Annotated in this window: 27 protein-coding genes; 11 read left to right on the forward strand and 16 right to left on the reverse strand. The window is 71.1% G+C overall.

The genetic code is table 11. From position 1 onward, the window contains the following. Nucleotides 1–10: 10 nt before the first annotated feature. Nucleotides 11–733 carry a L,D-transpeptidase gene (locus HEB94_RS41605; RefSeq protein ID WP_192754927.1) on the reverse strand — a complete coding sequence of 241 codons (723 nt, stop codon included), beginning with the start codon at nucleotides 731–733 and terminating at the stop codon, nucleotides 11–13. A gap of 118 nt (nucleotides 734–851) precedes the next feature. Between HEB94_RS41605 and HEB94_RS41610 the strand changes: the two genes are divergently transcribed. Continuing rightward, nucleotides 852–1,748 (forward strand): alpha/beta fold hydrolase, encoded by an 897-nt coding sequence (locus HEB94_RS41610; protein ID WP_192754928.1) that lies wholly within the window; start codon nucleotides 852–854, stop codon nucleotides 1,746–1,748. Here the strand turns inward: HEB94_RS41610 and HEB94_RS41615 are convergent. From HEB94_RS41615 to HEB94_RS41630, 4 genes are all read right to left on the reverse strand, one after another. After that, nucleotides 1,721–1,978: a hypothetical protein gene (locus HEB94_RS41615; protein WP_192754929.1), complete on the reverse strand. Its 258-nt coding sequence runs from the start codon at nucleotides 1,976–1,978 to the stop codon at nucleotides 1,721–1,723. The genes HEB94_RS41610 and HEB94_RS41615 overlap by 28 nt on opposite strands. 179 nt (nucleotides 1,979–2,157) lie before the next feature. Further along, nucleotides 2,158–3,114: a RecB family exonuclease gene (locus tag HEB94_RS41620; RefSeq protein WP_202896826.1), complete on the reverse strand. Its 957-nt coding sequence runs from the start codon at nucleotides 3,112–3,114 to the stop codon at nucleotides 2,158–2,160. Between the two features lie 118 nt (nucleotides 3,115–3,232). Beyond that, nucleotides 3,233–4,120: a PHP domain-containing protein gene (locus HEB94_RS41625; protein WP_192754930.1), complete on the reverse strand. Its 888-nt coding sequence runs from the start codon at nucleotides 4,118–4,120 to the stop codon at nucleotides 3,233–3,235. 147 nt (nucleotides 4,121–4,267) lie between these two features. Next, nucleotides 4,268–4,903: a DUF6758 family protein gene (locus tag HEB94_RS41630; RefSeq protein WP_192754931.1), complete on the reverse strand. Its 636-nt coding sequence runs from the start codon at nucleotides 4,901–4,903 to the stop codon at nucleotides 4,268–4,270. Between the two features lie 166 nt (nucleotides 4,904–5,069). Here HEB94_RS41630 and HEB94_RS41635 point away from each other — a divergent pair, with 166 nt between their 5' ends. Further along, a complete protein-coding gene (locus HEB94_RS41635; protein ID WP_192754932.1) occupies nucleotides 5,070–5,948 on the forward strand; it encodes an alpha/beta hydrolase in 879 nt (292 codons plus the stop codon). A 23-nt stretch (nucleotides 5,949–5,971) separates the two neighbouring features. On the opposite strand, the gene HEB94_RS41640 is transcribed toward HEB94_RS41635, so the two are convergent. Then, entirely contained in the window at nucleotides 5,972–6,550 is a 579-nt protein-coding gene (locus HEB94_RS41640) for a histidine phosphatase family protein (protein WP_192754933.1), read from the reverse strand. 7 nt (nucleotides 6,551–6,557) lie between these two features. Beyond that, nucleotides 6,558–7,043: a YflT domain-containing protein gene (locus HEB94_RS41645; protein WP_192754934.1), complete on the reverse strand. Its 486-nt coding sequence runs from the start codon at nucleotides 7,041–7,043 to the stop codon at nucleotides 6,558–6,560. Nucleotides 7,044–7,446: 403 nt separating this feature from the next. Here HEB94_RS41645 and HEB94_RS41650 point away from each other — a divergent pair, with 403 nt between their 5' ends. Then, nucleotides 7,447–8,583, forward strand: a complete 1,137-nt coding sequence (locus HEB94_RS41650; protein WP_192754935.1) for a magnesium and cobalt transport protein CorA — start codon at nucleotides 7,447–7,449, stop codon at nucleotides 8,581–8,583. 76 nt (nucleotides 8,584–8,659) lie between these two features. Here HEB94_RS41650 and HEB94_RS41655 read toward each other — a convergent pair whose 3' ends face one another. Beyond that, nucleotides 8,660–9,163: an SRPBCC family protein gene (locus HEB94_RS41655; protein WP_192754936.1), complete on the reverse strand. Its 504-nt coding sequence runs from the start codon at nucleotides 9,161–9,163 to the stop codon at nucleotides 8,660–8,662. Continuing rightward, a complete protein-coding gene (locus tag HEB94_RS41660) occupies nucleotides 9,160–9,480 on the reverse strand; it encodes a metalloregulator ArsR/SmtB family transcription factor (RefSeq protein WP_192754937.1) in 321 nt (106 codons plus the stop codon). Before HEB94_RS41660 ends, HEB94_RS41655 begins: the two co-directional genes overlap by 4 nt. A gap of 139 nt (nucleotides 9,481–9,619) precedes the next feature. Between HEB94_RS41660 and HEB94_RS41665 the strand changes: the two genes are divergently transcribed. From HEB94_RS41665 to HEB94_RS41685, 5 genes are all read left to right on the forward strand, one after another. Then, nucleotides 9,620–11,614 carry a S9 family peptidase gene (locus HEB94_RS41665; protein ID WP_192754938.1) on the forward strand — a complete coding sequence of 665 codons (1,995 nt, stop codon included), beginning with the start codon at nucleotides 9,620–9,622 and terminating at the stop codon, nucleotides 11,612–11,614. Nucleotides 11,615–11,639: 25 nt separating this feature from the next. Continuing rightward, nucleotides 11,640–12,206, forward strand: coding sequence for a hypothetical protein (locus HEB94_RS41670; protein ID WP_192754939.1), 567 nt, complete (start codon nucleotides 11,640–11,642; stop codon nucleotides 12,204–12,206). A 178-nt stretch (nucleotides 12,207–12,384) separates the two neighbouring features. Beyond that, the gene (locus HEB94_RS41675) at nucleotides 12,385–13,641 is read left to right on the forward strand and encodes a magnesium transporter MgtE N-terminal domain-containing protein (protein WP_192754940.1); all 1,257 of its coding nucleotides are present in this window, start codon (nucleotides 12,385–12,387) and stop codon (nucleotides 13,639–13,641) included. A 97-nt stretch (nucleotides 13,642–13,738) separates the two neighbouring features. After that, nucleotides 13,739–14,311 carry a DUF1003 domain-containing protein gene (locus HEB94_RS41680; RefSeq protein ID WP_202897792.1) on the forward strand — a complete coding sequence of 191 codons (573 nt, stop codon included), beginning with the start codon at nucleotides 13,739–13,741 and terminating at the stop codon, nucleotides 14,309–14,311. 10 nt (nucleotides 14,312–14,321) lie between these two features. Further along, nucleotides 14,322–15,470: an Mrp/NBP35 family ATP-binding protein gene (locus HEB94_RS41685; RefSeq protein WP_192754942.1), complete on the forward strand. Its 1,149-nt coding sequence runs from the start codon at nucleotides 14,322–14,324 to the stop codon at nucleotides 15,468–15,470. A 115-nt stretch (nucleotides 15,471–15,585) separates the two neighbouring features. On the opposite strand, the gene HEB94_RS41690 is transcribed toward HEB94_RS41685, so the two are convergent. The 5 genes from HEB94_RS41690 to sigE form a co-directional block, all read right to left on the reverse strand. Then, nucleotides 15,586–16,176, reverse strand: a complete 591-nt coding sequence (locus HEB94_RS41690) for a sec-independent translocase (RefSeq protein WP_192754943.1) — start codon at nucleotides 16,174–16,176, stop codon at nucleotides 15,586–15,588. Nucleotides 16,177–16,279: 103 nt separating this feature from the next. Next, nucleotides 16,280–17,692, reverse strand: a complete 1,413-nt coding sequence (locus HEB94_RS41695) for a S1C family serine protease (RefSeq protein WP_238361757.1) — start codon at nucleotides 17,690–17,692, stop codon at nucleotides 16,280–16,282. A gap of 57 nt (nucleotides 17,693–17,749) precedes the next feature. After that, nucleotides 17,750–18,892 carry a sigma-E factor regulatory protein RseB domain-containing protein gene (locus HEB94_RS53960; protein WP_192754944.1) on the reverse strand — a complete coding sequence of 381 codons (1,143 nt, stop codon included), beginning with the start codon at nucleotides 18,890–18,892 and terminating at the stop codon, nucleotides 17,750–17,752. Nucleotides 18,893–18,896: 4 nt separating this feature from the next. After that, nucleotides 18,897–19,487: a zf-HC2 domain-containing protein gene (locus HEB94_RS41705; RefSeq protein ID WP_202896827.1), complete on the reverse strand. Its 591-nt coding sequence runs from the start codon at nucleotides 19,485–19,487 to the stop codon at nucleotides 18,897–18,899. After that, nucleotides 19,484–20,176 carry an RNA polymerase sigma factor SigE gene (sigE, locus tag HEB94_RS41710; protein WP_238361758.1) on the reverse strand — a complete coding sequence of 231 codons (693 nt, stop codon included), beginning with the start codon at nucleotides 20,174–20,176 and terminating at the stop codon, nucleotides 19,484–19,486. Before sigE ends, HEB94_RS41705 begins: the two co-directional genes overlap by 4 nt. 436 nt (nucleotides 20,177–20,612) lie before the next feature. Between sigE and HEB94_RS41715 the strand changes: the two genes are divergently transcribed. Next, entirely contained in the window at nucleotides 20,613–21,239 is a 627-nt protein-coding gene (locus HEB94_RS41715) for an O-methyltransferase (protein WP_192754946.1), read from the forward strand. A gap of 66 nt (nucleotides 21,240–21,305) precedes the next feature. Here the strand turns inward: HEB94_RS41715 and glgC are convergent, their stop codons facing one another. Further along, complete coding sequence (gene glgC, locus HEB94_RS41720) at nucleotides 21,306–22,532, reverse strand: glucose-1-phosphate adenylyltransferase (RefSeq protein WP_192754947.1); 1,227 nt, start codon at nucleotides 22,530–22,532, stop codon at nucleotides 21,306–21,308. Between the two features lie 48 nt (nucleotides 22,533–22,580). On the opposite strand from glgC, the gene HEB94_RS41725 reads away from it, so the two are divergent. Beyond that, a complete protein-coding gene (locus HEB94_RS41725; RefSeq protein ID WP_192754948.1) occupies nucleotides 22,581–23,117 on the forward strand; it encodes a GNAT family N-acetyltransferase in 537 nt (178 codons plus the stop codon). Here the strand turns inward: HEB94_RS41725 and HEB94_RS41730 are convergent. Beyond that, nucleotides 23,099–23,485 (reverse strand): MmcQ/YjbR family DNA-binding protein, encoded by a 387-nt coding sequence (locus HEB94_RS41730; protein WP_192754949.1) that lies wholly within the window; start codon nucleotides 23,483–23,485, stop codon nucleotides 23,099–23,101. The genes HEB94_RS41725 and HEB94_RS41730 overlap by 19 nt on opposite strands. A 174-nt stretch (nucleotides 23,486–23,659) precedes the next feature. Here HEB94_RS41730 and glgA point away from each other — a divergent pair, with 174 nt between their 5' ends. After that, on the forward strand, nucleotides 23,660–24,817 hold the full coding sequence (glgA, locus tag HEB94_RS41735; protein WP_192754950.1) for a glycogen synthase: 1,158 nt from the start codon (nucleotides 23,660–23,662) through the stop codon (nucleotides 24,815–24,817). Nucleotides 24,818–25,026 lie beyond the last annotated feature (209 nt).

The following is a 25,026-nucleotide window of genomic DNA, read 5'->3' on the forward strand; positions in this document are numbered from 1 at the left end:
TCGTGGAGGCTCAGGCGAGGACGATAACGGGGGTCCCCGGCGGAGCGAACTCCCACAGCGCCTTGGCGTCGACCGGCGCCTGCCGGACACAGCCGTCGGAGAGGGACTGCCCCAACTGGGCCGGAGTCTGTACGGGCTTGCCGCTCGCGATCGAGATCGGGATGTCGTGGAACCCGATGGCGGCGTTCTTGCCGAACGTGAACGTCACCATGTACTGCATGCGCTCGGTGCCGTGGTAACTGGTCGTGTAGCGGCGCTTGCGGATGACGTCGTAGCTGCCCGGCGAGACCTGGTTGAACTTCGTTCCCGACACGGGATACGAACGCTTCACGATGTTCTTGGCGTCGACGAGCCAGACGTGGTTGTCGCGGAGGGCGTAGACCACCCGCTTGCCCTTGCCGGTGCCCGTGGGCATCTCCGCGCCGACCATGGCACCGACGCTCGGGGTGGGTGGCGTCTTGGGGGTGGCGGACGTGGACGACGGCTTCGGGTCGGCGGCCTGCTGGGTCGCCTCCGGGCTCTCCCGGCGGCTCCGATCGGCGATGTCGCGCGAGGCGCGAGACCCGATGTCGTCGGCACCCGCGCTCGTGACGATGCTGGCGTCCTGCACCGGGATGATGCCCACGGCGCCCAGAACGGCGACCGCGAGGACCAGGACCGACAGGCCGGCCGCGATCAGGCGACCTCGGCGTAGACGGGGGCGCGGGCGTGACCGCGACGCGACGTGCCTCATGCCGTGTGCCTTTCGTCGTATCCGCTACCACGTCCGACGCACATAGTAGTGCTTGTGTCTCACGCAATTGCTCGGCCCGCTATGCCGTACGACACAAGCAACGCTAGCGTGGCCCTTCATGAGCACGCCGAGGTTCCTGGAGATACCTAACGGTGTCGTCACTCGCCGTCTCGTGACCACCCGGGGGACGTTCGCCGCACTCGAAGCGGTACCACCCCGCGGGGATCGCGCGCCGGGTTCGACCGTCCTGTTGCTACCCGGGTGGACCGGGAGCAAGGAGGACTTTCTCTCCCTGCTCCTTCCCCTCACCCTGCGTGGGCGCCGCGTCGTCGCCGTCGACCAGCGTGGGCAGTTCGAAACACCCGGTCCGGATGATCCGGCCGCCTACCGGCTGGAGGAACTCGGGCTCGACGCCCTCGCCCTGGCGGGCGCCCTCGACGCCGGCCCGGTGCATCTGGTCGGCCACTCGTTCGGTGGGCTGATCGCCCGCGCGGCCGTGCTCGCGGCGCCGGGCGCCTTCACCTCGTTGACTCTGCTCGGTTCGGGCCCGTCCGGGCTCACCGGCCAGCGTGCCGGGCTGCTGAGCCTGATGGTCGAGGCCATCCCGACCCAGGGACTGCCCGCGGTCTACGCCGCGAAGCGTGAGCTCGAGCGGATGGAGGGTGTCGAGGACCCGCCGCCGGCGATCGAGGAGTTCCTCGCCAGGCGGTTCCGCGCCAACAACCCGGTCTCCCTCACCGAGATCACCCGGCAACTCGTCAACGCACCGGACCTGGTGGCCGAACTCGCCTCCGTCGGACTGCCCACACACGTCGCGTGCGGCGTCGACGACGACGCGTGGAGCCCGGACGACCAGCGGCAGATGGCCGCGCGGCTGGCCGCGCACTTCACCCTGATCCCCGACGCGGGACACTCCCCGGCTGTCGACCAGCCGGACGCCACCGCGGCGATCCTCACCGACTACTGGGACGCGCTGGCGCGTTCCACTCAGCCGGTCGGAAACAACGCACCGTAGGCGACGAAGCCGATCGCCCAGGCGACCAGCAGATAGACCCAGCCGCGGCCGGCCTTCTTGTTCTTCCACCCGAGCACGCTGAGGATGACGACGGGAACGAGCAGCGCGAGGCTCGCGGGTAGTTCACCGTCGTGTTGACCGAACGCCCACAGCGCCGCGAGCACCGACAGCGCGACCGTTGCGCCGCCGAGGAGCTTGCGTGGTTCCCCCAACAGGCGAATCAGATCCATGTGCATACCGTAGGTGTGGCTTCACCCCATGGCGAGCCCGGTGCCGGTTGGGGCCGGCACGGCGGTGCCCGGTGGACATGGGCGGGGCGGATGGGGCGAACGGTTCGTCGTCCGGGCCTCTTCGCCGGCATCGCCGACGAGGCCTGACGTCGCACTGAGCCGGCGTCGCGTCCGCTCAGTCAGCCGATGTCAGGGGCGAGGCCGTCCCACGGGCGCAGGGTCGGGAACGCCGTACGCCCCTCCGGACAGCGGGCCGCGAAGTCGCACCACTGGCACTGCGGCCCGGGACGCGGCGGGAAGATCCGATCCTGCTCGGCGGCGGAGAGGCCCTGTGCGTAGGCCGCGCCGGCCTCGGCCGCCTCCTCCCCCACCTGGTCGGCCCGGTCGAGGTGGCGCCGGAACGACTCCGGCGTGTGGTCCCAGGCGACCACCGAACCGGTCGGCAGGTGGTGGAGCTCGACCCGGCGGCACGGACGGCGCAGGGTGCGCGCGGCGGCCGCGGCGTAGACGGCGAGGGCGAGCGACCCGCGCGCGTCCGCGGTGGTCAGAACGCGGCGCCCGGTCTTGTAGTCGACGACGACGAGTTCGACCTCGTCGCTGTCGCGATCGGCATCGTCGACGTTGTCGTCGTCCGGGTCATCGCCATCGTCGTCATCGTCATCGTCGTCCAGGTCGTTCCGGAATCCCTCCGGGCGAAGGTCGATGCGGTCGACCCGGCCGGACAGCGCGAGGGTCCCGGTGGTGAGGGCCACCGTGCGTTCGACCCCGATCGGGTCGTCGTCTGGATCGAGCCGGGTGACGTAGTTTTCCACCAGCCCCGCGGCGTACTCCCACCACCGCTCGCTCTGGGCGTCGTCACGGAAGCCCTCGTCGATCCATGAACGACGCGCGATCTGGCCCGCGGCCTCCGGCGTGCGGCCTTCGACGGGCAGTCGCCACCAGGCGGCGAGGGCGGTGTGCACACTCGCGCCCACACTGTTGTGCGCCCACGGCGGGCCCTTCGGCGGTGTGGGCCGGTCGAGGTAGGTGAACCGGTAGCGGCGCGGACAGTCCAGCCAGCTCGTCAGCCGGGTCGGGGTCGCCCGGAACAGCCGACGGGGCATCGCGTCGAAGCCGAGCTGTTCCATCGCGCTCATGAGGTCATCCTGCCAACGTCCACCCCCCCGCCGGCCGCGGGGAGCGGGGTGTCCCGCGCGGAGTTCGGCGGTGGCGACGGCGACAGGTGCGAGGTGCCCGGCACCACTCGCATGTCTCCTATGTGCTTTTCGGGAGGTACGGCGCGGGCGTCGTATGCCCGGAGCGTTCGGCGGCGGCGCGCGCACGGTCGAGCAGACGCGCGAACTCGCCCTCGTCGGTGGTGTAACAGCCCAGGTCGTGGTCGGTCTTTCCGGCGCCGTGGTGGTCGCTCGACCCGAGGGCGGCCAGGTCGAGGTCGGCCGCGAGCGCGCGCAACTCCTTGCGCACCTCGGGTGAGTGATCGTGGTGGTCGACCTCGACTCCGGCGAGCCCCGACTCCGCCAGCTCACCGATCACCTCGTCGGTGAGGATCTTCCGGCTGGCGCGACCACGTGGGTGGGCGAGCACCGGCGCGCCGCCGGCGGCCAGCACCCGGTGGATGACCTCGGCGGGGCCGGGCGCGTAGCGGGTGACGTAGGCCGAACGGCCCTCGCTCAGCCAGCGGTCGAACGCGTCCCGCCGGTCGGTCGCGTAGCCGCGGGCGACCAGGGCGTCCGCGACGTGTGGGCGGCCCAGCGACGTGGCCGCACTCGACTGCGCGGCGACGTCCTCCGGGGTGAGCTCGATGCCGTTCGCGCGCAGGCGCTCGAGGATGACCGGGACTCGCGCGTTGCGCCCGTCGCGGACGCGTCGCAGCGTCGCCACGAGTTCGGGGTCGGTGGGGTCGGGCAGATAGGCGAGCATGTGCACGCTCTTGCCGCCGAGCCGGCAGGAGACCTCCGCCCCGACCACGAGACCGATCCCGGCCCGCTCGGCCGCGGCGCGCGCCTCGTCCCAGCCCACGAAGGTGTCATGGTCGGTCAGTCCGAGGACGTCGACGCCGGCCGCGGCCGCCTTGGCAATTAGGACGGCGGGCGGGTCGGTCCCGTCCGAGCAACTCGAGTGCGAGTGCAGGTCGATGCGCAAGTGGTCTCCAGCCGAACGGACGCCGGTCTCCCCCACGGTGTGCGGCGGGCATGCGAGACGACCTTAGTGTCAGCCGACCCCGGGTGTCAGGACCACGAGCTGACATCTGGGCGCCCGGGTTACCTGCGAGCCCGCGCGAGCGACGGGTCACTCGCCGCGCAGCCGCGGCGTCAGCGCGCCGTAGGGCAGCAGGTCGACCTCGTGGCCGAGAGCGCGTAGGTCGACGAGGTCGATGGGCTCCAGCATCAGTGTGCCGGCCGTCTCCGGATGCAGGATCAGCCACAACCAGGACGCCGAGGACTCTCCCGCGTAGACAGCCCGGTCAGATAGGGCGTCCACCAGCCACAACGGGGTGGGATGGCCGTCCGCCTCGACCTTGGCCTGCGGCGTACATCGACCGAACGCATCGCCCGGGTCGGTTCCCGTCAGTCCAGCGTAGTTCGCACCGAGTCCGACGCCCATCTCCTCGGCGACGAGCAGCAGCTCACCGGCTCCGCCGACCGGGTTGGGACCAGAACACGCCAGCACCGTGGCCCGAACACCCTCGATCTCGTTGCCCGCGTGTCCGACGCCGGTGACGACCCAGGCGTGCGGCAGCGGCCACGGCAGCCACATCGGGAGCCGGGACCGGGCAGCGAGCCAGCGGACGAGTTCCGGCGTGGGTTGGACGAACGGCTGTAACGGGGGCACCGGGCCGTGCACCGGACAGGTCCACCGGGTCTCCCAGGCCGAGGGGGCTCTGAGCAGGCGATGGCATCTCGGGCATAGGGGGTCGCCCTTCATAGGGACGACGCTCCTCCGGTTCCGGTCACCACGTCAAGGGGACGCGACGGCATTATGGCTGGTTGGAGGCGACTTCGAGACGACTTGGTGGCGGACTGGTGAGAGGACCGTCACGAGGCAGCGGCTGGATGATCATCGGGATCACCGACATGCCACGATTGCCCGCATGCCACCGAGTCGCCGCTCGTTCCTCGCCGCCGGTGTCGGAGCCCTGGCCGTGGGTTCGGCAGGGGTCGGACTGGTCGAGACCCACGTCGTCCCGGGCCGGACCACCCTGCACACGGCACTGGGCCTCACCGGGGAGAACGGCACGATTCCCGACGTCGAACCAGGCCAACGGGTCACCGGGTCGTTCCGGTCCGCCGCCCTGGGCGACGCGCAGGTCCACTGGGCCGCCGCGTACCCACCCGGCTCTCCCACCGACGCCCCGCTGCCCGTCGTGCTGGCTCTCCACGGCCGCGACGGCGACCACCGCTCGGCGTTCGACGATCTCGGGCTGGATCGCTTCATGGCCGCCGCGGTGGCGAAGTGGCCGACCCCCTTCGCGCTCGTCTCGGTCGACGGCGGCGCCGCGACGTTCTGGCACCGTCGCCGCAACGGCGACGACCCGCAGGCGATGCTCCTCACCGAACTCCTCCCGCTGCTCTCCGAACGTGGCCTGCGGACGGACCGGATCGGTCTCTTCGGTTGGTCGATGGGCGGGTACGGCGCGCTGCTGCTGGCCGAGCGGCATCCCGACCGGGTCGCCGCGGCCGCGGCGCTGAGCCCGGCGCTGTGGGAGAACTACGACGACGTCCGGCCGGGCGCGTTCGACAACGAGACCGACTTCAGGGCCAACGACGTCTTCGCCGACCAGCGGCCACTGGACGGCCTGCGGCTGCGGATCGACTGCGGACAGGACGACGCCTTCGCGGCCGCGACGAGGTCCTTCGTACGGGCGCTGCACCCGCGACCGAGCGGCGGCTTCCAGCCCGGTGCGCACACCATCGGCTACTGGTGCCGGATGGTTCCCGACCACCTCGCCTTCCTCGCCTGGAACCTCTGAGCGGGTCCCCGCTCGCTTCAGGCTCAGGCGTTCCAGCGTTGGATCGCGGGGGTCTCGCCGCGCTCCCAACCCAACACGCTCACGGTCGCGACGTCGAGGACCAGGTTGGCGCCCACCCGCGGCGGCAGGTCCATCCAGCGCGCGCCGAGGACCCGGAGGAAGTGTCCGTGGGAGAAGACGAGCGCCCGCGTCGACGCCTCGCGGCGGACCCGAGCGATGAGCAGGTCGGCTCGGGCGGCGACCTGCTCCAGGGACTCCCCACCGGGTGAGGGGTGCGTCCAGACACTCCAGTCCGGGTCGTCCTCCCGAATCTGTGCGGTGGTGCGGCCCTCGTGGTCGCCGTACCTCCACTCCTGCGCGCCGGGATCGATCTCGATCCGGTCGCCGAAGCCCGCGAGTCGGGCGGTCTCGCGGGCTCGGGACAGCGGGCTACTGAGCACCAGGTCGAAGCTCGTACCGGCGAGACGATCACCGAGCTCCCAGGCCGAGCGTTCCCCGGCCTGGGTCAGCGGAACGTCGGTGATACTGGTGTGGCGGCTCGTTCGGCTCCATTCGGTCTCACCGTGCCGGGCGAGCCAGAGTTCGGGACGAGGGTCGTTCACCCGCGCCTCACAGCTCGCCGGTCTGCAGCGCGAGCCGGGCGAGCAGGTGTCGCGCTTCCTCGGCGTGGTCGGGTCTGCAGATCACCTCGTAGGTGCCCGCGACGACCTGGGTCATGGACGTGAAGTCCCGGCGACCACCGGTCGCGCGGTAGCCGATCCAGCCGAAGAGAACGCCGAACACCAAACCGATCACGATGGCGAGGACGATCACCACGACCGCGTTGCCACCGGATGGCGTGAAAAGGCTGAGCAGGATGCCGACGAAGAGGCCCCACCAGGCACCTCCTCCAGCGCCGATCCCGATCGCACGGCCCTGCGTCAGCCGACCGGTGACACGCTCGACCAGCTTCAGGTCACTGCCCACGATGGAGACGTTCTCGACCGGGAACTTGTTGTCGGAAAGGAAATCGACGGCTCGTTGCGCCGCGGCGTAGGTCCCGTGGGAACCGACCGACACGCCGGCCGGAAGCTCTGGAAGCGGTTGTCTGCGCATCACGAACTCCTCGAGATCTCGGATCGTTCATCGGCGACGGAGTCGGGTGGGCGTATCGGCTGCCTCCTTCGAGGATGCCCCACTATCTCGAATTTGACGCTGATAGGCTGTACGTCGGTCGCTTCCGTCCAGACATAGGCCACGAGCCGCCCATCTTGGGCTCCGGCGTTTCGGACTCGCGATCCCTGGTGGTCCCGCCCTCGCGGGGGCCTGGCGTCAAGGAGGTGGATCGGGTGAAACCTGCCTGTCCGTGCAGTACCCGCGTCCTCCGTCGCCTTCCGGCCAGCCAGCGTTAGCACGCCTCGCCACCGGTTTCCGGGCTTCGGAGGACCTCCGCCGTCCATCTCCACATCGTGGGTGGACGGGTTCGCTCGCCGTTTTTCGGGACGAGGAGGTGGCCGATATGGCCCTGCCCACCACCACCGTTCGTGACCAGCGCACCGCCGTGCTCGGCGGACGGCGCGCCCGCGCCATGATGCGCGCGATCCGACGCCGGCCCACCGTCGGTGCGCACCCACTCTCCTCACCGTCGTCGACCAGTCCGCAGACCGCGGTGGTCGACTGGGCCTTCTACCGGGACGGCAAGCGCCAGGACGACGTCACGTCGTACGCCGACGCCGTCAACCGGGCTCGGCAGGGCGGCGGGTTCGTCTGGATCGGCCTGTTCGAACCCAGCGAGAGCCAGCTCGCCGGAATCGCGGCGGAGTTCGAGCTGCACCCCCTCGCCGTCGAGGACGCCGTCACGGCACACCAGCGGCCGAAGCTGGAGCGCTACGGCGACTCGCTGTTCGCGGTGTTCAAGACCGTTCGCTACTGTCCGCACGAGGAGCTCACCTCGACCAGCGAGGTCGTCGAGACCGGCGAGGTGATGGCCTTCGTGGGTCCGGAGTTCGTGGTGACCGTGCGACACGGCGACCACAGCGCGCTCGGCCAGGTACGCCGGCAGCTGCAGGAAAACCCGGACCACCTCGCGCACGGACCGTCCGCGGTGCTCCACGCCGTCGCCGACCGGGTGGTGGACGACTACCTGACCGTCGTCGACCGGCTCCAGGACGACATCGACGAGCTGGAGATCTCCGTCTTCTCCGCCCGCGGGGCGCGCAACGTCGAACGCGTCTACCAGCTCAAGCGCCAGGTCCTCGAGCTGAAGCGGGCGGTGGCGCCACTCGCCGGTCCGCTCCGCCAACTCGCCGAACGTCCGGTCCGGCTGGTCGCCCCGGAGATCCGGGAGTACTTCCGCGACGTCGAGGACCACCTCGCGCGCGTCCGGGAGCAGGTCGCCGCCTTCGACGAGTTGCTCACCTCGATCCTGCAGGCGAGCCTGGCCCAGCTCACCGTCGCCGAGAACGAGGACATGCGCAAGATCTCGGCCTGGGTCGCGATCCTTGCCGTGCCGACCATGATCGCCGGCATCTACGGCATGAACTTCACCCACATGATGGGGACCGACTGGCCCTACGGTTATCCCACCGTCCTCATCGTGATCGCGGTGATCTGTGCGATGTTGCACCGCTACTTCAAGCGCAACGGCTGGCTCTGACCCCGGTACGACAACGGCTCCGACAACCCCGCGTGCCCCGTGCCCATGATCACGGGGTACGCGGGATGTATGTAGGTCAGGCTGCGGCGCCTCCTGTCGCCTTCGCGAACGCCTGGAGCATCCCGGGCCAGCCGCCCTCGCTGCCGACGGAACCCCGCATGGAGTCCCATCCGGTTCCGTGCCGCTCGAGTTCGGAGTGCACCAGCGTGACCTTCGTCCGTCCTGCTCCGTCGGACCCGAAGTGCACGTCGACCCGGCTGGCCTGGTCCAGGTCGGGGTCGAACGTCCACGCCAGGTTGATCTGCCAGGCGAACGCGAGATGGTGCGGGCGGTCCCACGCGAGGACCGTTCCCCACTGGCACTCCGTACCGTCGACGTCGCGCCCGTAGCACCGGCCGCCGACACGAGGTTCGACGACCTCCTTGTCGAGAGTCCCGCCACCCAGGTGGTGGGCACGCGGCCACCAGGTGTCGATCCCCTCGGTGAAGACGTCGAAAGCCGTCTCGATCGGCGCGTTCACCACGATCTCGGTACGGACCAACGCGTCCTCAGCGCCACGCGTGGTGGGCTCCTGTGTCATCGTGCTTCCTCTCCCGGGCCCTCGACCCGCTCCTTGAAGGCGGTCAGCGCCTGGGTCCAGAACCCATGGAAGTACGCCTGGAGCCCGGCGACGCCGTCCGGATTGAGGCGGTAGACCCGCCGGGTGCCGACCGGTTCGTCGACCACCAGCCCCGCCTGCTTGAGCACCTTGAGGTGTTGGGACACCGCCGGCCGGCTGACCGGAAGGTCGCGGGCGAGTTCCCCGACCGCGCACGGCCCCTGCCCGAGACGTTCGAAGATCGCCCGCCTGGTCGGGTCACCGAGCGCCTCCAGTGCCGCGCCCTGGTAAGTCCTCACGAACGGTAAGCTACAACTTACCGATCTGCGAACGCAAGCCTCACGACGTCGGTCCCAGAACCCAGAAACCGACACCACTCAACGGGATCGACCTGGAGGGCCATGGCCCCGCGCGGGCGAGAAGTCCTACGCTCGGCCGATGACCACCAAGGCAGTCGCTCCCTACGGAGAATGGGTCTCGCCGGTCAGCGCCTCGATGCTGACGGCAGCCGCCCGCCCACTGAGCTTCCCGACGATCGTCGGTGACGAGATCTGGTGGGCGGAGGGTCGCCCCGCCGAGGGCGGCCGGTCGACCGTCATGGCTCGTCGTTCCGACGGGACCGTCGAGGAACTGTTGCCGGCGCCGTGGAACACCCGCACCCGCGTACACGAGTACGGCGGACGCTCCTTCGTCGGCGTACCCGGACCGGCCGGCCACGCACTCGTCTTCGCGCAGTTCGACGGCCAGCGGCTCTACCGCCTCGACCCGGGCGCCGAGCGGCCGGTTCCGCTCACACCCGCGCCCGCGATCCCGGCCGGACTCCGCTACGCCGACCTGGTCGTCGCCCGCGACGGCGCCGAGGTGTGGTGCGTCCGGGAACGCCACACCGACGACGACCTCGAACGCCACCTGGTCGCCGTCCCCACCGACGGAAGCGCCGCCGAGGACGAGAACGCGATCCGGGAGATCGTCGGCGGTTCCCGTTTCCTCGCCAACCTCCGCCTCTCGCCTGACGGCACCCGGCTCGCCTGGCTCGCCTGGGACCACCCCCGGATGCCCTGGGACGGCACCGAGCTTCGGGTCGGCGCGCTCGACGCGTCCGGCCGGGTGCCGGAGTGGACCACGATCCTCGGCGGTCCCACCGAGTCGGTGTTCCAGCCTGAGTGGGCAGACGACGACCAGCTGTACGCCGTCTCCGACCGGACCGGGTGGTGGAACCTCTACCGCCTCGACGCCTCGGGCGGCGAGCCCGTCGCGCTGCGTTCCGCGCAGGAGGAGTTCGGCGCACCGCTGTGGCAGCTCGGGTACACGTCCTACGCCGCCCTGCCCGACGGCACCGTGCTGTGCATGCACGGCCCGGTCCCGTCGGGCACTGAGCGGATCGGCCGGCTCGACCCGGCGACCGGCACGCTGACCGACCTCGACCTGCCTTACCAGGTGTTCGGCACCAGCCTTGCCGTCTCCGGTGGGCGGGCGGTCGTCGTCGCGGGAGGGCCCACCACCCCAACCGCCCTGGTCCGGTTCGCCGCCTCCGGTGACGGGAGCGACGTCGAGGTCCTGCGGAGCGCGCTGGACCCCGACCTGGTTCCCGACGCGGGCTACCTTCCGATCCCCGAGTCGACCACGCTGCCCGGTGGCGACGGCCAGGGCGTGCACGTCCACGTCTACCCGCCGGCCAACGCCGACTTCGAGGCACCGACGGGTGAGTTGCCGCCGTACGTCGTCTTCGTCCACGGCGGCCCGACCTCGGCCTCGCTGGCCACCCTCGACCTCGGCAAGGCCTACTTCACCAGCCGCGGCATCGGCGTGGTCGACGTCAACTACGGCGGCTCCACCGGCTACGGCCGCGCCTACCGGGAACGCCTGCGCGACCAGTGGGGCATCGTCGACGTCGAGGACTGCGCGGCCGCGGCCCGGGCGCTGGTCGACCGCGGTGACGCCGATCCGGCCCGGCTCGCGATCCGTGGTGGCAGCGCCGGCGGCTGGACGACGCTCTGCGCGGTCACCGACACCGACGTCTTCGCCGCTGGGACGTCGCTGTTCGGTGTGGCCGACGTCCGGCTCCTGGCCGCGACCACGCACGACTTCGAGTCGCGCTACCTCGACGGTCTGGTGGGCGACCTGAGCGACCCCGCCATCGCCGCCCGCGCCGACAAGCGTTCTCCGCTGAGCCACGCCGACCAGACCCGCTGCCCGGTCCTGCTGCTGCAGGGATCCGACGACCCGGTCGTCCCCCTCGAACAGGCCGAGAAGTTCCGGGACGCGCTCGCCAGCCAGAGCATCCGGCACGCGCTCATGGTCTTCCCGGGCGAGCAGCACGGCTTCCGGAAGGCGGAGTCCATCATCGCCGCCACCGAGGCTGAACTCTCGTTCTACGGCCAGGTGATGGGCTTCGAACCGCCGGGGGTCCCCCGCATCACCCTCAGCGACTGAACCGGATCTGTGACAACCTCGCCCCATGAGTGACGCGGAGCGCGACCAGGCCGTCCGGCTGGCCCTCGTCGAGGAGGCCGCCCGTCGTTCCTCGGTGCTGTGGCTGGACTACGCCGGCCTCGACCGGCCTCGACCGGCATGGCACGTCTGGAAGGACGGGGCGGCCTACGTCGTCGCCGACGCCGGCGAGGGCAGGGGCGAGGGCACGGCCGGCCCGGAGCAGTCCCTGCCCGGGCTGGCCGGGGCCTCCTCCGCCACGGTCAACTGCCGCTCCAAGGACAGCGGCGCCCGGCTGGTCAGCTGGCGCGCCGCCGTCGAGCGCCTGGCTCCCGGCACTCCGGACTGGGAGGAAGCGCTCGGTGCGCTGCGCGCGGACCGGCTCAACACCGTCGACGGCCCCGGCCTGGCGGCCCGCTGGGCCGAGTCCGCCGTCATCGTGCGCCTCACACCTACCGGTGAGGTGCTCGAGGCGCCTGGTTCGATGCCGGCCGACCGAGCCGCCGCACCGCCTCCGGCCAGCCCGGCGACCACCACCGGACGCCTTCCCTGGGTCGTACACAAACGGCCGCGGCACCGGCCGCGCCTGTCCTGAGCGCGGCGTCCCCACCAGGCCCGCACAGCGCCGCACCTGGCGTACGACCGGCCGCGTGGCCCGTTTGTCGACTTCGCTCCGTCCCGACCACACAGTCGGGCCACCGCGGTTCGACCTCGGGCCTGTCGTCGCCTCCAGCGGGTTAGCCTGACCGTGGCGACGAAAGGGGCAGCAGAAGATGAGCGGGTCCCCGACCCGGGTGTTCGTCGCGAAACTGGCGTCGACGATCGTCTACGACCCACGCGGTGACCAGGTAGGCAGGGCCCGCGACGTCATCGTCATGCTCCAGCCCCGCAACCAACCGCCCCGCGTACTCGGCCTGGTCGTCGAGGTGCTGGGGCGACGCCGCATCTTCTTGCCGATGACCCGCGTGATCAGCATGGACGCCGGCCAGATCGTGACCACCGGGCTGGTCAACATGCGGCGGTTCCAGCAGCGCCCCACCGAGACCCTCGCCCTGGGCGAACTCCTCGACCGCAAGGTCACCTTGCGCGAGACGGACGAGGAGGTCACCGTCATCGACCTCGGGATCGAGCAGTCGCGGGGCCGCGACTGGATGGTGGCCAAGGTGGCGATCCTCAAGCGGGCAAAGCGGTTCGGGCGGCGAGGGCAGACCGCGGTCGTCGACTGGGACGCCGTGACGGGCCTGAGCCTGGTCGAGGAGACGCAGGGCGCGACCCACCTGCTGGCGACGCTGGAGAGCATGCGCCCCGCCGACCTCGCGAGCGTTCTGCACGACCTCACGCCGAAGCGGCGTTCGGAGGTCGCGGCCGCCCTCACCGACGAGCGTCTGGCCGACGTGCTCGAGGAGCTGCCGGAGGAGGACCAGGTGGAGATCCTCGGCGCCCTCGACGTCGAACGTGCTGCCGACATCATCGAGGAGATGTCCCCCGACGACGCCGCCGACCTGATGGCCGAGCTGCCGCCGGAGACCGCCGACTACCTGCTCACCCTGATGGAGCCGAAGGAGGCGGAGGACGTACGCCGGCTCCTCAGCTACGAGGAGCACACGGCGGGCGGACTGATGACGACCGCGCCGGTCGTGCTGCCACCGGACGCCACCATCGCCGACGCGCTCGCCCAGGTCCGCAACCCCGAGCTCACCCCGGCACTGGCCGCGATGGTCTATGTGTGCCGGCCGCCTCTCGAGGCGCCGACCGGCCGGCTGCTCGGGATCGCACACATCCAGCGTCTCCTGCGCGAGCCCCCGTCCGACCTGATCTCGGGTGTGATCGACACCGAGCTCGAGGCGATGTGGCCGGAGGCGTCCCTGGAGGAGGTCACGAGCTATCTCGCGACCTACAACCTCGTCGCCGCACCGGTCGTCGACGAGGCCGGGCGGCTGCTCGGCGCCGTGACGGTCGACGACGTGCTCGACCACCTGCTGCCGGACAACTGGCGCGAGCGGTTCGCGGAGGTGAACCGTGGCGAGTGACCCGGGCCAGAGCCGCCGCAGTGAGGCCGAACGCCGTAGCGAGGCCGAACGCCGCTACCTCGAGCGGGGCCGGGGACCTCGGTCGGACAGCCGGCGGCTGGACACTCCGCGCATACCGGGCCGGACGTTCCGGCCGCAGTACGACCCGGAGCTGTTCGGCCGCTTCGCCGAGACCTTCGCGCGGTTCATGGGCACGGCCCGCTTCATCGCGTACATGACGGTCTTCGTGATCGTCTGGATCGGCCTCAACCTGATCGGGATCTACGGACTCAAGTGGGACCCGTACCCGTTCATCCTGCTGAACCTGTTCTTCTCCACCCAGGCCTCCTACGCCGCGCCGCTGATCCTGCTGGCCCAGAACCGCCAGGAGGCCCGGGACCGCGTCCAGTACGACCAGGACCGCGACATGACCACCCGCACCCGCGCGGACATCGAGTTCCTGGCCCGCGAGGTGGCGTCCCTGCGGGCGGCCGTCGGCGAGGTCGCCACCCGCGACTACATCCGCTCTGAGCTGCGGGCCCTCCTCGCCGAACTCGACGAGCGACGCGACCGTGACCACCGCCCGGACAACCCCGGACACATCCGGTCAGAACCGGAGGGCAGCGGATCGGCGGCGTCGACGCGCGCCGCCGAAGCCCGCGCTCGAGGTGGCCGTGGCGGGAGCCCGTAGCATCAGGTGTATGACCGTGCCTACGCAGGAGCAGCTACACGCCGCGCTCGGCGGCGTCCTCGACCCCGAGATCCGCCGGCCCATCACCGAGCTCGGCATGGTCCGTTCGGTCGAGGTGCGACTGGACGGCACCGCCGAGGTCACCGTCCTGCTGACGGTGGCGGGATGTCCCATGCGGGAGACCCTCACCCGGGACGTCACCAAGGCGCTGTCGGCCCTGCCCGGCGTGCGTGACGTCGCCGTGACGCTCGACGTGATGAGCGCCGAGCAGCGCCAGGAGCTGCAGGGCCAGCTCCGAGGCGCGGCACCCGCCAAGGTCAACCCCTTCGCCAAGCCCGAGTCGCTCACCCGGATCTACGCGATCGCGTCCGGCAAGGGCGGCGTCGGCAAGTCCTCGGTGACGGTCAACCTCGCTGTCGCGATGGCCAGCCAGGGCCTCAAGGTCGGCCTCCTCGACGCCGACGTCTACGGCCACTCGGTGCCGGCCATGGTGGGCATCGCCGACCTGCGGCCCACCCGCGTCGAAGAGATGATCATGCCGGTCCCGGCCTACGACGTGAAGGTCATGAGCATCGGCATGCTCAAGCCCGGCCGTCAGCACGTGGTCGCGTGGCGTGGTCCGATGCTCGACCGCGCCCTCGGTCAGATGCTCTCCGACGTCTACTGGGGCGACCTCGACATCCTCCTGCTCGACCTGCCGCCCGGCACCGGCGACATGGCGATCTCGGTCGGCCAGCAGCTCACCAACGCCGAGGTCGTGGTCGTCACCACCCCCCAGGAGGCCGCCGCCGAGGTCGCCGAGCGGGCGGGGACGATCGCCTCGATGCTGCACCAGAAGGTCGTCGGCGTGGTCGAGAACATGTCCTGGCTGCCCTGCCCGCACTGCGGGCCCAGCCACCGGATCGACGTGTTCGGCACCGGCGGTGGAACCCGCGTGGCCGCGACCCTGAGCGAGCGGTTCGGTTACGACGTTCCGCTGCTCGCGGAGATCCCGCTCGACCCTCGGCTGCGGACCGGTGGCGACGCCGGTGTGCCGGTCGTGATCGACGACCCGGGGGCCGCCGCCTCCGACGTGCTGGCCGGTCTCGCCAAGCAACTCGCCGACCGCCGGCCGAGTCTGGTAGGTCGTTCCCTCGGCTTGACGCCGACCGGGAGCTGAGCCGTCTCGACGTCACCGGACGCCGACCGGGGTGCTGAGGAAACTCTCCGGTCGGCGGAGGTGGGCGGCCCTTCGGGCAGAACCGATGTCCGCAGGCCGCCCGCGCGGCCGAGGCTCAGGTGGCCTCGAGGTCGTAGACCGGGCGACGGTCCTTGGTCGCGTCGGTGTCGGCCGGCTGGTCGGCGGTGTCTTCCACCGACCGCGCGTCAGACCCGTCACTCTCGTCAGCGCCCAGCCGGGCAGTGCCGTTGAGCTGGTCGCTGTCGTCCGTGCGGTCGACACCGTTCACGTGGTCGGTGTCCTTGGCCGGCTCGGCGCCGTTCGCCCCGTCACTGCCGTTGACGTGATCGCTGCCGTTGACCGAACCGTTGCTGGACCCGTTGCTGGACTTCGAGTCGTCGTCGACGCTGACCCGCAGGTCGTTGCGCAGGTCGAGGTCGCGGTCCACGCGCAGGTCGTCCTCGTCGATGCCGGACAGAACGTGCTTGCGGACGAAGTTGCGCGGGTTCAGATCGGCGATGTCCAGGTCCTCGAACTCAGGTCCCAGCTCGCGGCCCAGCTCGCGCCGGGCGTTGTTCGCCATGGACCGGACCTGGCGGATACCGCGGGCGGCCTGCCGGGCGATATCGGGCAACCGGTCGGGCCCGAAGATGAACAGCGCGGCAATAGCCAGCACGAGAAACTCGGGGGCACCGATGTCGAACACCCGCCCAGGGTAACCCCCCTCGGCGATCTCTGCTCGGGGCCTGCCACACCGGTCCAGCCCCGGCCAGTCCCACCGATACCGATCGATACGGGACGTGGCGAAGTCAGCCGGTTTCCTGCCCGAGAGTGACGATGACCTTGTGCTGGTCTCCGCCGCGCTCGTAGACGAGCTCGACCCGCTGCCCCGGCACGTGACTGCGGATCTGGACGATCAGGTCGTCGGCGCCGTTGACCTTGTGCCCGTTGATCACGGTCACGACGTCGCCCCTTCGAAGGCCGGCGCGGGCCGCGGCGCTGCCGGGCTCGACGTCGCCGAGGCGGGCGCCCGGACCCTGGTAACTCACGTCGACGACGGCCCCGACCACGGGGTAGACGGCGTGCCCGGTTCTGATGATCTGGTCGGCGGTGCGTCGGGCCTGGTTGATCGGGATGGAGAACCCGAGGCCGATGCTGCCCTGCTGCTCGCTCTCGTTGAACCCGCTGCGGTCGCCGACCGTCGCGATCGCGGAGTTGACCCCGACCACCTCCGCGCGCAGGTTGACCAGCGGGCCGCCGGAGTTGCCGGGGTTGATCGCCGCGTCGGTCTGCAGCGCGTTGATGTAGGACATCTCGCTCTCGCCTCCGCCGGCGGTGACCGGACGGTTGCGGGCGCTGACGATCCCGGTGGTGACGGTCCCGGCGAGCCCCAGCGGGGAGCCGAGCGCGACCACGGGCTCACCGACCAGCACCTTGTCGGAGTTGCCGAGTGCCACCGGCTTGAGGTTCTTGACGCCCTTCACCCGGATCACGGCGAGGTCGTAGGACGGACTCCGGCCCACGACCGTCGCCGTCGCCTCGTCCCCGTTGTTGAACGCGACCTTGATCTCGCCGCCGGACGCGCTGGCGACGACATGGTTGTTGGTCAGGATGTAGCCGTCGTCGCGGAGCACGAATCCCGAGCCACCCACCCGACCCTGCGCGGCCGCGACGGAGATCTGCACGACGCTCGGCAACAGCGCGCCCGCGACGGTGGCGGCGCTTTCCGGCTTCGGGAACGCCGACGCCCTGGAGCCGAGCTCGTCGGTGGGCTGGGGCGGGGCACTGGTGATCAGCGCCGGCCCCCAGCGCAGCGTCGCGAAGACACCGGCACTGGCCCCCAGCGTGGCCGCGACGAGCGCGAGGACCACCCCGACGACGATGAGGACGTTCCGGCGGGGCAGGCGGCCTCCGGTGCCGGTGGTGGGGCTCCCGTTGCTCCCGTTCCCGTTGTTACCTGGTCCCGTCGGCGGCAGACCGAAGGGACGGGGTGCCGGTCCGGAGCCGTTGCCGGCGGCGGGATGCGCCCAGGCCGGCGGGGGTTCGAAGTCCGGCCGCTCCGTCGGGTAGCCGAAGGGCCGGTTCATCCGTTGGAGGGGGACGCCGGTCGGCCCCTGCGGGCGGGGCGCCTGCGTCGCATGGGCGTGGTCCGCGGGCGGCGGCGTCGGCCGCTCCGCCCGCCTCTCGCGCCCGTCCTCGAGGCCCTCGCTTCGCTCCGTCATCCCGGCCCGCCCTTCCCTCGTCACCCGGCAGTGGCGCGGCTGCGCACCAGCATTTCGTCAGTCGAAGGGATTCAACCAGGAGACCATCCGAGCCATGCCCCGGTCCAGTCGTTGGGCAAGGCCAGCTCCTGTCGTGGTGGGTACAGTCCGCGGAAATGCCGCAACCGCGGCATCCAGACCCTGGGGCGTATCACACACGACGGTGTAAACCAGCCCGTTGTCGGCCCACACCGCGTACGACGACAAGCCGTACCTCACGTACACCTCACCGCTGGACATCACCCGCCGGGTGAAACCCGAAAGGGCCGAGGCGTCCAGCCGGCCGCGCTGCTCGAAGACGGAGGTGCCGACGAGACCGTCGGTGTAGGAGAGGTGCAGGGTGCGCCCGCCGTCGGTCCGGCGTACGTCGTGCAGCACCGGGCCCGCCGGGTCGGCGCCGAGCCACGCGTCGCAGCAGTTCCAGCCCTGGGCCGCCAGGTGGGCGTAGTCGGCCGGAGCGACGACCGCGTTGTCGTCGTCGAGGAGGGTGGGGGGCAGGTGGGACAGCGACGTGGTCCGTACGTCGAGGCTGACGTAGGCGTTGGCCCGCATGAGTGATCCGTCGGTGTCGTAGAGCTCCCGGCGCAACACGAGGCCGGTCTCGTCGTCGATCCAGAACTTCGCGGCGGGCGTTCCCTCGCGGCGATCCGCCTCGACCACGACCGCGGACCGGCCGACGGAGCTTCCCGGCCCGACGAGGGAGAGACGGTAGGCGCGGGCCAGGTCGGCCAGGCTGCCGAGGCCCCTGCTCGCGCCGTCCCGGGCGGCGTCGGCGGGACCCGCGTCCCTGGCCACGAAGGCGGCGGCGTTCTTGGTGGAGCCGCCGTGGATCTGGATCGCCGTCCCGCGGCCCGGGACGTTCGTGACGTCGACGAGTTCGGACGCGCTGACCACGGCGTTCCAGACGGCCACGAACTGCGTGCCCGAGTAGGCCGTGGATTCTTCGGCGGCCGCCGCCCTGCGCAGGGCCTCGACCGCCGCCACGTCGTCGACGTCACGGGCGCCAGGCTGTGGCGTGGGCTGCGGATCGCGACCGCTGGGGGGACGGACGCCGCTGCCGGCCGCCGCGCCCGCCGGCAGGCCCGTGGTGAGGAGGAGCCCGGCAAGGACGGCGAGCGCCACCAGCCGGATCGATGTCGACGACAGGGGGCGCGTCACCACCGGCTCACCTTCCGGCCGGCAGCTCGAGCAGCTCTCGGCCGAAGGAGGCGGTCACCGCACCCGGATCGGACAGGGGGACTTCGGAAGCGGTGCCGGCGTGCTCGACGGCGTAGCGCTCGACCGGGGGTACGACGCTCACCTCGTCGCGGGTGGGCGGTCCGCCACCGACCGCGAAGGCGGTGACGAGAGCCATGCTGGCCATCGCGGCCGCCCCGGCCACGCCTACGGTGAGCCGGCGGCGGGACCGGCCCGGTAGGCCGGCGGCGCGGCGCGGCCGACGGGTTCCGGGCTGGCCGGGTGGGCGAGTCCCGGCCGGCGACCCCGGCCGGGAGGAACGCAGCGGACCCCTGCTGGGTGCGGGGGTGTGGAGGTCGCCCGGTCGCCCGGAATCGGCCAGTGCGAGCAGACCCGCCTGCAGCGACGCGGAGGGCGCCGGGTCGGGCATCCCCGACAGGAGGGACTTGACGCGGCGCTCGGCGTCCACCTGGGCGCGACAGTCGTCGCAGTGGGCGAGGTGGGCCAGGATTTCGTCTCGGGACTCGTGGTCGAGCTCGCCGTCGACCAGCGCGGAAAGGCTGGCGCGATCGTGGCTCACCACGCGTTCCTTTCGGCAGGAACCGTCCGACCGGCGGATCCGGCGGCCTCGGCAGCACCTCCAGTCGCCTGGCCGGCACTGGACTGGTCCCTCATCGGGCGGATCGTGGTTCGTCCCCCCGCACCGGACTCGACCTGGTTGCGGGGCGGCATACGGTGGGCGAGCGCCTCCCGCAGCTGGGAACGTCCCCGGTGGATCCGGCTGCGGACCGTTCCGAGCTTGACGCCCAGCGTGGCGGCGATCTCTTCGTAGGAGAGGCCCTCGATGTCACAGAGCACCACGGCCGCGCGGAACTCCGGCGGCAGCGCCTCCAGAGCGGCCTGGATGTCGGCGTCGAGGTGCCGGTCGTCGTAGGCCTCGGCCGGGCTCGGCTCGGAGCCGGGCAGGCGCTCCGGCGCGTCGTCGGGCAGGGCGTCGAACCGGATCCGCTGCCGGCGGCGCGCGAGGTCCAGGAACAGGTTGGTGGTGATGCGGTGCAGCCAGCCCTGGAAGGTGCCCGGCGTGTAGGTCGACAACGAGCGGAAGACCCGGACGAAGACTTCCTGCGTCAGGTCCTCGGCGTCGTGCCGGTTGCCCGTGAGGCGGTAGGCCAGGCGGTAGACACGGGACGAGTGTGTGCGGACGATCTCATCCCAGGACGGAGGCGTCCAGGTCTCCGCCGGCGCGGTGCCCGCGAAGTTCTCAGACATCGGACCACCTCCCCCACTCCTACCAGTGCCGGATGGGTGCCGGCCGCTGGTTCGCTGTCCAGATCGCCGGCGCGATGCCCTCGTGAGCCGACGCCCCACCGGCGCTCCGGCAGGTGATCCCATTGTCTCCACCGATGGGCCAAAACGGCTCGGATCCACCCCTGGTCTTAGCCCCTTCTTAGCATCAAGGGACGTCAGGGTTCGTCCCTTACTTCGCCTCAGGGTCGAGACTGCGCGTATCCGTCATCTCACCCGAGCGTGGCCCGAGGTCACCAAGAGCGACCAGAACCAGTCTGACCAGGTACTTGGGACGGTATGTCGGGACGTTGTCGGACCGAGGAGGACTAGGCTTTCGGGCGGACCGGATCACTGTGACCCGCGCGGTGGCTCGAGCGCCACCCCACCGGGCCCGACCAAGGAGGTTGTCATCTCCACGATGAAGCCCGCCACGTGGGCATACGCCGAGGGTTTTGTCGCCGAGGACGACGTACTCATCCGGGCCCGGGCCCGCGCCGCGGAGGTCGGGGCGATGCCGATCGGCCAGGGCGGTGGCGCGACCCTGCGCTTCCTCACCTCCGTGCTGAACGCGAAGAGCGTGGTCGAGATCGGCACCGGCTGCGGTGTCTCCGGCATCTGGATGCTCCGCGGCATGCGCCCCGACGGCATCCTGACCAGTGTCGACGTCGAGGCCGAGCACCAGCGGCTCGCGCGGGAGTCCTACTCCGAGGCGGGCATCGCTCCGCAGCGTACCCGCCTGATCACCGGTCGCGCCCTCGACGTCCTCCCCCGGCTCACCGACGGCGCCTACGACCTGGTGTTCTGCGACGCCGACAAGAACGAGTACACCGAGTACTACGAAGAGGCGCTGCGGCTGCTGCGGCCCGGCGGTGTCGTGGCGATCGACAACACGCTGTGGCACGACCGGGTGGCCGACCCGGCCCAGCGCGACCCCGCGACGGTGACGATCCGGGAGCTGGGCAAGCGGATCCTCGACGACGACCGGGTGGTCCCGGTGCTGCTCGCCGCCGGCGACGGCCTGCTCTGCGCGACCAAGCGCGGCTGAGGAGCGGCCACCGCCCCGGGCGGGGCAGCGCTGCCCTTGGACCCGGGCCGGCCGCGGCTCCGACGATCAGCCCGTGACGTGCTGGCCCTTGCCGAGCACGGTGATCCCGCTGTCGGTCACGGTGAAGCCCCTGGCCCGGTCGTGTTCGGGGTCCACGCCGATGCGGGCACCTTCGGGCACCACGATGTTCTTGTCCAGAATCGCGCGGCGGACCACGGCGCCCGCGCCGACGACCGTGCCGTCGAGGATCACCGAACTGGTCACCTCGGCGCCGTGGAGCACCCGCGTGGCGGGCGAGAGCACCGACTGCTCGACGTGTCCGCCCGCGACGATCGAGCCCATCGACAGGATCGAGTCTCCGGCCTGGCCGCCTTCCACGAGCTTCGCACCCGGGAGCTGCGGGAAGCTCGTGTAGATGGGCCAGCGCGTGTTGTAGAGGTTGAAGACCGGGTCCACCGAGACCAGGTCCATGTGCGCCTCGTGGTAGGAGTCGAGCGTTCCGACGTCGCGCCAGTAGCTGCGGTCGCGCTCGGTCGTGCCGGGGACGTCGTTGTGGGCGAAGTCGTAGACCTGGGCCTCACCCTTGTCGGTCAGCATCGGGATGATGCTGCCGCCCATGTCGTGCACCGAGCCCTCGTCGTCGGCGTCCATCCGCAGGGCGTCGAGCAGCGTGTCGGTGGTGAAGACGTAGTTGCCCATCGACACGAAGGTCTCGTCGGGGTTGTCGGGCAGGCCCGGCGGCTGGGCGGGCTTCTCCAGGAACGCCCGGATGGACCGGCCGTCGGAGTCGGTCTCGATCACGCCGAACGCCGACGCCTGGTCCCGGGGCAGCCGGATGCCGGCCACCGTGACGCCGGCGCCGCCCTCGATGTGGGCGTCGACCATCTGCGAGACGTCCATCCGGTAGACGTGATCCGCGCCGAAGACGACGACGTAGTCGGGCTGGTCGTCGTAGATCAGGTTCAGCGACTGGTAGATCGCGTCGGCGCTCCCCTGGAACCACCGCGGTCCGAGTCGCTGTTGGGCGGGCACCGGGGTGATGTAGTTGCCGAGCAGCGTCGACATTCGCCAGGTCAGCGAGACGTGCCGGTCCAGGGAGTGGGACTTGTACTGCGTGAGCACGCACAGCCGACGGATGCCGCCGTTGACCAGGTTGGACAGCACGAAGTCGATCAGGCGGTAGGTGCCGCCGAAGGGCACGGCCGGTTTGGCTCGGTCGGCCGTCAGGGGCATGAGGCGCTTCCCCTCACCGCCGGCCAGCACGATCCCGAGTACCCGCGGTTCCTTACCCATACGGGCACCCTAGCCCGCACCGATTACCACGAGGTCACAATGGGCGGCATGCCTGAACTGGTCACCCCCACCCCAGATGTCCGGGCCTCTTTCCTCCTGGCGATGGCGGAGTTTCGCGCCGAGGGACGAGGGGGCAGCACGGACAACTCCATGATCGGGAGGGAGCACCGGGAGTACGCGGCGACCTGGGACACGCCCGAAGGCTTCGCCGCCTACGTCGCCGACCTGCGGGCGGCCGCCTGGGAGGAGACGCCGCGGCCGGAGGGCTTCGTTCCCTCGACCACGCTGTGGTACGTCGAGAGCGCGGAGTACCTCGGCCGGCTCGCCATCCGGCACCGGCTCACGCGGTTCCTGCTCGACATCGGTGGACACATCGGCTACGACGTCCGACCGAGTGCCCGGCGGCGCGGGTACGCCACCGCGATGCTGCGGGCGGCCCTCCCGGTCGTCCGCGACCTCGGCATCGACCGGGCGCTCGTCACCTGCGACACCGACAACGTGGGATCGCGCAAGGTGATCGAGGCCAACGGCGGGACCTTCGAGGACGAGCGCAACGGGAAGTTGCGCTACTGGGTGGCAACCTGACCGTCGGCCTGGGCGTCAAGTTGGGCGACCAGCCGCTTCGGGGCGATCTGGCGGTAGGCGTCCTCGACGATCTCGGCGATCCGGTCCCAGTCGACCTCGACGTCGAGGTACACACCGAGCCAGCCGCGGTGACCGACGTAGGGCGGCCGGAAGAAGCGTTCGGGCTCCGCCTCGACCAGCATCTGCTGCACCCCCTCCGGCGCGGCGCAGCAGAAGGCGACCCGATCGTTGTGGTGGTGGTCGGCGTAGGTGACGAAGACCTTCCGGTCCCGGACGAACCACGTCGGCTCGCCATGGCTCAGCCGTTCGGTCACCTCGGGGAGCGCGACACACAGCGCCCGCACCTCGGCAAGCGGATCCGTTCTCATCGCCTGATGCTCCCACGAGCCGGCCCGCGAGCCCGGTGGAACCAGCCACGTGGGAGGAACCGCGGTGAACGCGCCGGAACGGCAGGCGAACGCGAGGCAACGGCGCGACCCACCGCGGGTCCTGGACGGGACCGAAGGGTTCATCCGGTCCACGTCGAGCCGTAGAGTCCGGGCATGCGCGTCGCGATGCTCACCAGGGAGTTCCCGCCGGAGGTCTACGGCGGCGCCGGAGTCCACGTGGACTACCTCAGTCGCGGGCTCGAGGCGCTCGTCGACCTCGACGTGCACTGCCTGGGGGCACCGCGACCCGGGGCCGTCGCGCACTCCGAGGAGGATCCCCGCCTGGTCGGGGCCAACCCGGCCCTGCGGATCTTCGCCGCCAACCTGGAGATGGCGGCCGCGCTCGAGCGGGCCGACCTCGTGCACTCCCACACGTGGTACGCCAACCTCGCGGGCCATCTCGGCAAGCTCCTGCACGGTGTGCCCCACGTCGTCACCGCGCACTCCCTCGAACCCCGACGGCCCTGGAAGGAGGAGCAGCTCGGTGGCGGCTACCGGCTCTCCTCCTGGGCGGAGCAGACGGCCTACGACGGAGCCGACGCGATCATCGCGGTCAGCGCGGCGATGCGCACCGACGTGCTCGAGTGCTATCCCCGGGTCGATCCTGACCGGGTTCGGGTGATCCCCAACGGCATCGACAGCGGGCAGTACGCGCCCGACCACGGCACCGATGTCGTCGATCGGCTGGGCGTCGACCCGACCCGTCCCTCGGTCGTCTTCGTGGGCCGGATCACCCGCCAGAAGGGCGTCTCCCACCTGCTGCGGGCAGCGGCGGACTTCGATCCCAAGGCACAGCTGGTGCTGCTCGCGGGCGCGCCGGACACTCCGGCCCTCGCCGCGGAGTCCACCGCGGCGGTCGAGCGGCTCCGGGCCAGCCGGGACGGCGTCGTCTGGGTCCAGGAGATGCTTCCGCGCCACGAGGTCATCCAGATCCTGACCCACGCCACGGTGTTCTGCTGTCCCTCCATCTACGAGCCGCAGGGCATCGTGAACCTCGAGGCGATGGCCTGCGAGACGGCAGTCGTCGCGAGTGCGGTGGGTGGGATACCCGAGGTCGTGCGCGACGGCGAGACCGGGCTGCTGGTGCCGTACGCCGAGGACGACCCGGCGGGGTTCGAGCGCGGCCTGGCCGAGGCGGTCAACGCTCTGGTCGCGGATCCGGCCCGGGCCGCCGCGCTCGGAAAGGCCGGACGAACACGCGCGGTCCAGCACTACGGCTGGGACGCGATCGCCCGCCGTACGGTCGAGGTCTATCGATCGCTCGTCGGGTAGGGCGTGCCGCCCAGACCGAGCTGCCCCGAGCCGGGGGAAGCGTAGGAAGCGGCGAAAGCCGCGGGGAAGACGGAAAAACCCGGTGCCGCTCGCCGCCGGGTCGAGCGGCACCGGGCGTCTTTCCCGTGGGCGACTCAGCTCGACTCGTACGCGCGGAGGGTGGTCCGCTCCGGCGTTACCCCACATGCCGAGTGCCGTCGCCCGCAGCC

This window comes from Actinopolymorpha pittospori (assembly GCF_014873875.1).
GTDB classification, from domain to species: domain Bacteria; phylum Actinomycetota; class Actinomycetes; order Propionibacteriales; family Actinopolymorphaceae; genus Actinopolymorpha; species Actinopolymorpha pittospori.

Excerpts from the sequence above, each read along its gene's own strand:
- HEB94_RS41605 (WP_192754927.1), bottom strand. The coding sequence starts at position 733 with ATGAGGCACGTCGCGTCGCGGTCACGCCCGCGCCCCCGTCTACGCCGA.
- HEB94_RS41610 (WP_192754928.1), top strand. The coding sequence starts at position 852 with ATGAGCACGCCGAGGTTCCTGGAGATACCTAACGGTGTCGTCACTCGC.
- HEB94_RS41615 (WP_192754929.1), bottom strand. The coding sequence starts at position 1,978 with ATGGATCTGATTCGCCTGTTGGGGGAACCACGCAAGCTCCTCGGCGGC.
- HEB94_RS41620 (WP_202896826.1), bottom strand. The coding sequence starts at position 3,114 with ATGAGCGCGATGGAACAGCTCGGCTTCGACGCGATGCCCCGTCGGCTG.
- HEB94_RS41630 (WP_192754931.1), bottom strand. The coding sequence starts at position 4,903 with ATGAAGGGCGACCCCCTATGCCCGAGATGCCATCGCCTGCTCAGAGCC.
- HEB94_RS41635 (WP_192754932.1), top strand. The coding sequence starts at position 5,070 with ATGCCACCGAGTCGCCGCTCGTTCCTCGCCGCCGGTGTCGGAGCCCTG.
- HEB94_RS41645 (WP_192754934.1), bottom strand. The coding sequence starts at position 7,043 with ATGCGCAGACAACCGCTTCCAGAGCTTCCGGCCGGCGTGTCGGTCGGT.
- HEB94_RS41650 (WP_192754935.1), top strand. The coding sequence starts at position 7,447 with ATGGCCCTGCCCACCACCACCGTTCGTGACCAGCGCACCGCCGTGCTC.
- HEB94_RS41655 (WP_192754936.1), bottom strand. The coding sequence starts at position 9,163 with ATGACACAGGAGCCCACCACGCGTGGCGCTGAGGACGCGTTGGTCCGT.
- HEB94_RS41665 (WP_192754938.1), top strand. The coding sequence starts at position 9,620 with ATGACCACCAAGGCAGTCGCTCCCTACGGAGAATGGGTCTCGCCGGTC.
- HEB94_RS41670 (WP_192754939.1), top strand. The coding sequence starts at position 11,640 with ATGAGTGACGCGGAGCGCGACCAGGCCGTCCGGCTGGCCCTCGTCGAG.
- HEB94_RS41675 (WP_192754940.1), top strand. The coding sequence starts at position 12,385 with ATGAGCGGGTCCCCGACCCGGGTGTTCGTCGCGAAACTGGCGTCGACG.
- HEB94_RS41685 (WP_192754942.1), top strand. The coding sequence starts at position 14,322 with ATGACCGTGCCTACGCAGGAGCAGCTACACGCCGCGCTCGGCGGCGTC.
- HEB94_RS41695 (WP_238361757.1), bottom strand. The coding sequence starts at position 17,692 with ATGACGGAGCGAAGCGAGGGCCTCGAGGACGGGCGCGAGAGGCGGGCG.
- sigE (WP_238361758.1), bottom strand. The coding sequence starts at position 20,176 with ATGTCTGAGAACTTCGCGGGCACCGCGCCGGCGGAGACCTGGACGCCT.
- HEB94_RS41715 (WP_192754946.1), top strand. The coding sequence starts at position 20,613 with ATGAAGCCCGCCACGTGGGCATACGCCGAGGGTTTTGTCGCCGAGGAC.
- glgC (WP_192754947.1), bottom strand. The coding sequence starts at position 22,532 with ATGGGTAAGGAACCGCGGGTACTCGGGATCGTGCTGGCCGGCGGTGAG.
- HEB94_RS41725 (WP_192754948.1), top strand. The coding sequence starts at position 22,581 with ATGCCTGAACTGGTCACCCCCACCCCAGATGTCCGGGCCTCTTTCCTC.
- HEB94_RS41730 (WP_192754949.1), bottom strand. The coding sequence starts at position 23,485 with ATGAGAACGGATCCGCTTGCCGAGGTGCGGGCGCTGTGTGTCGCGCTC.
- glgA (WP_192754950.1), top strand. The coding sequence starts at position 23,660 with ATGCGCGTCGCGATGCTCACCAGGGAGTTCCCGCCGGAGGTCTACGGC.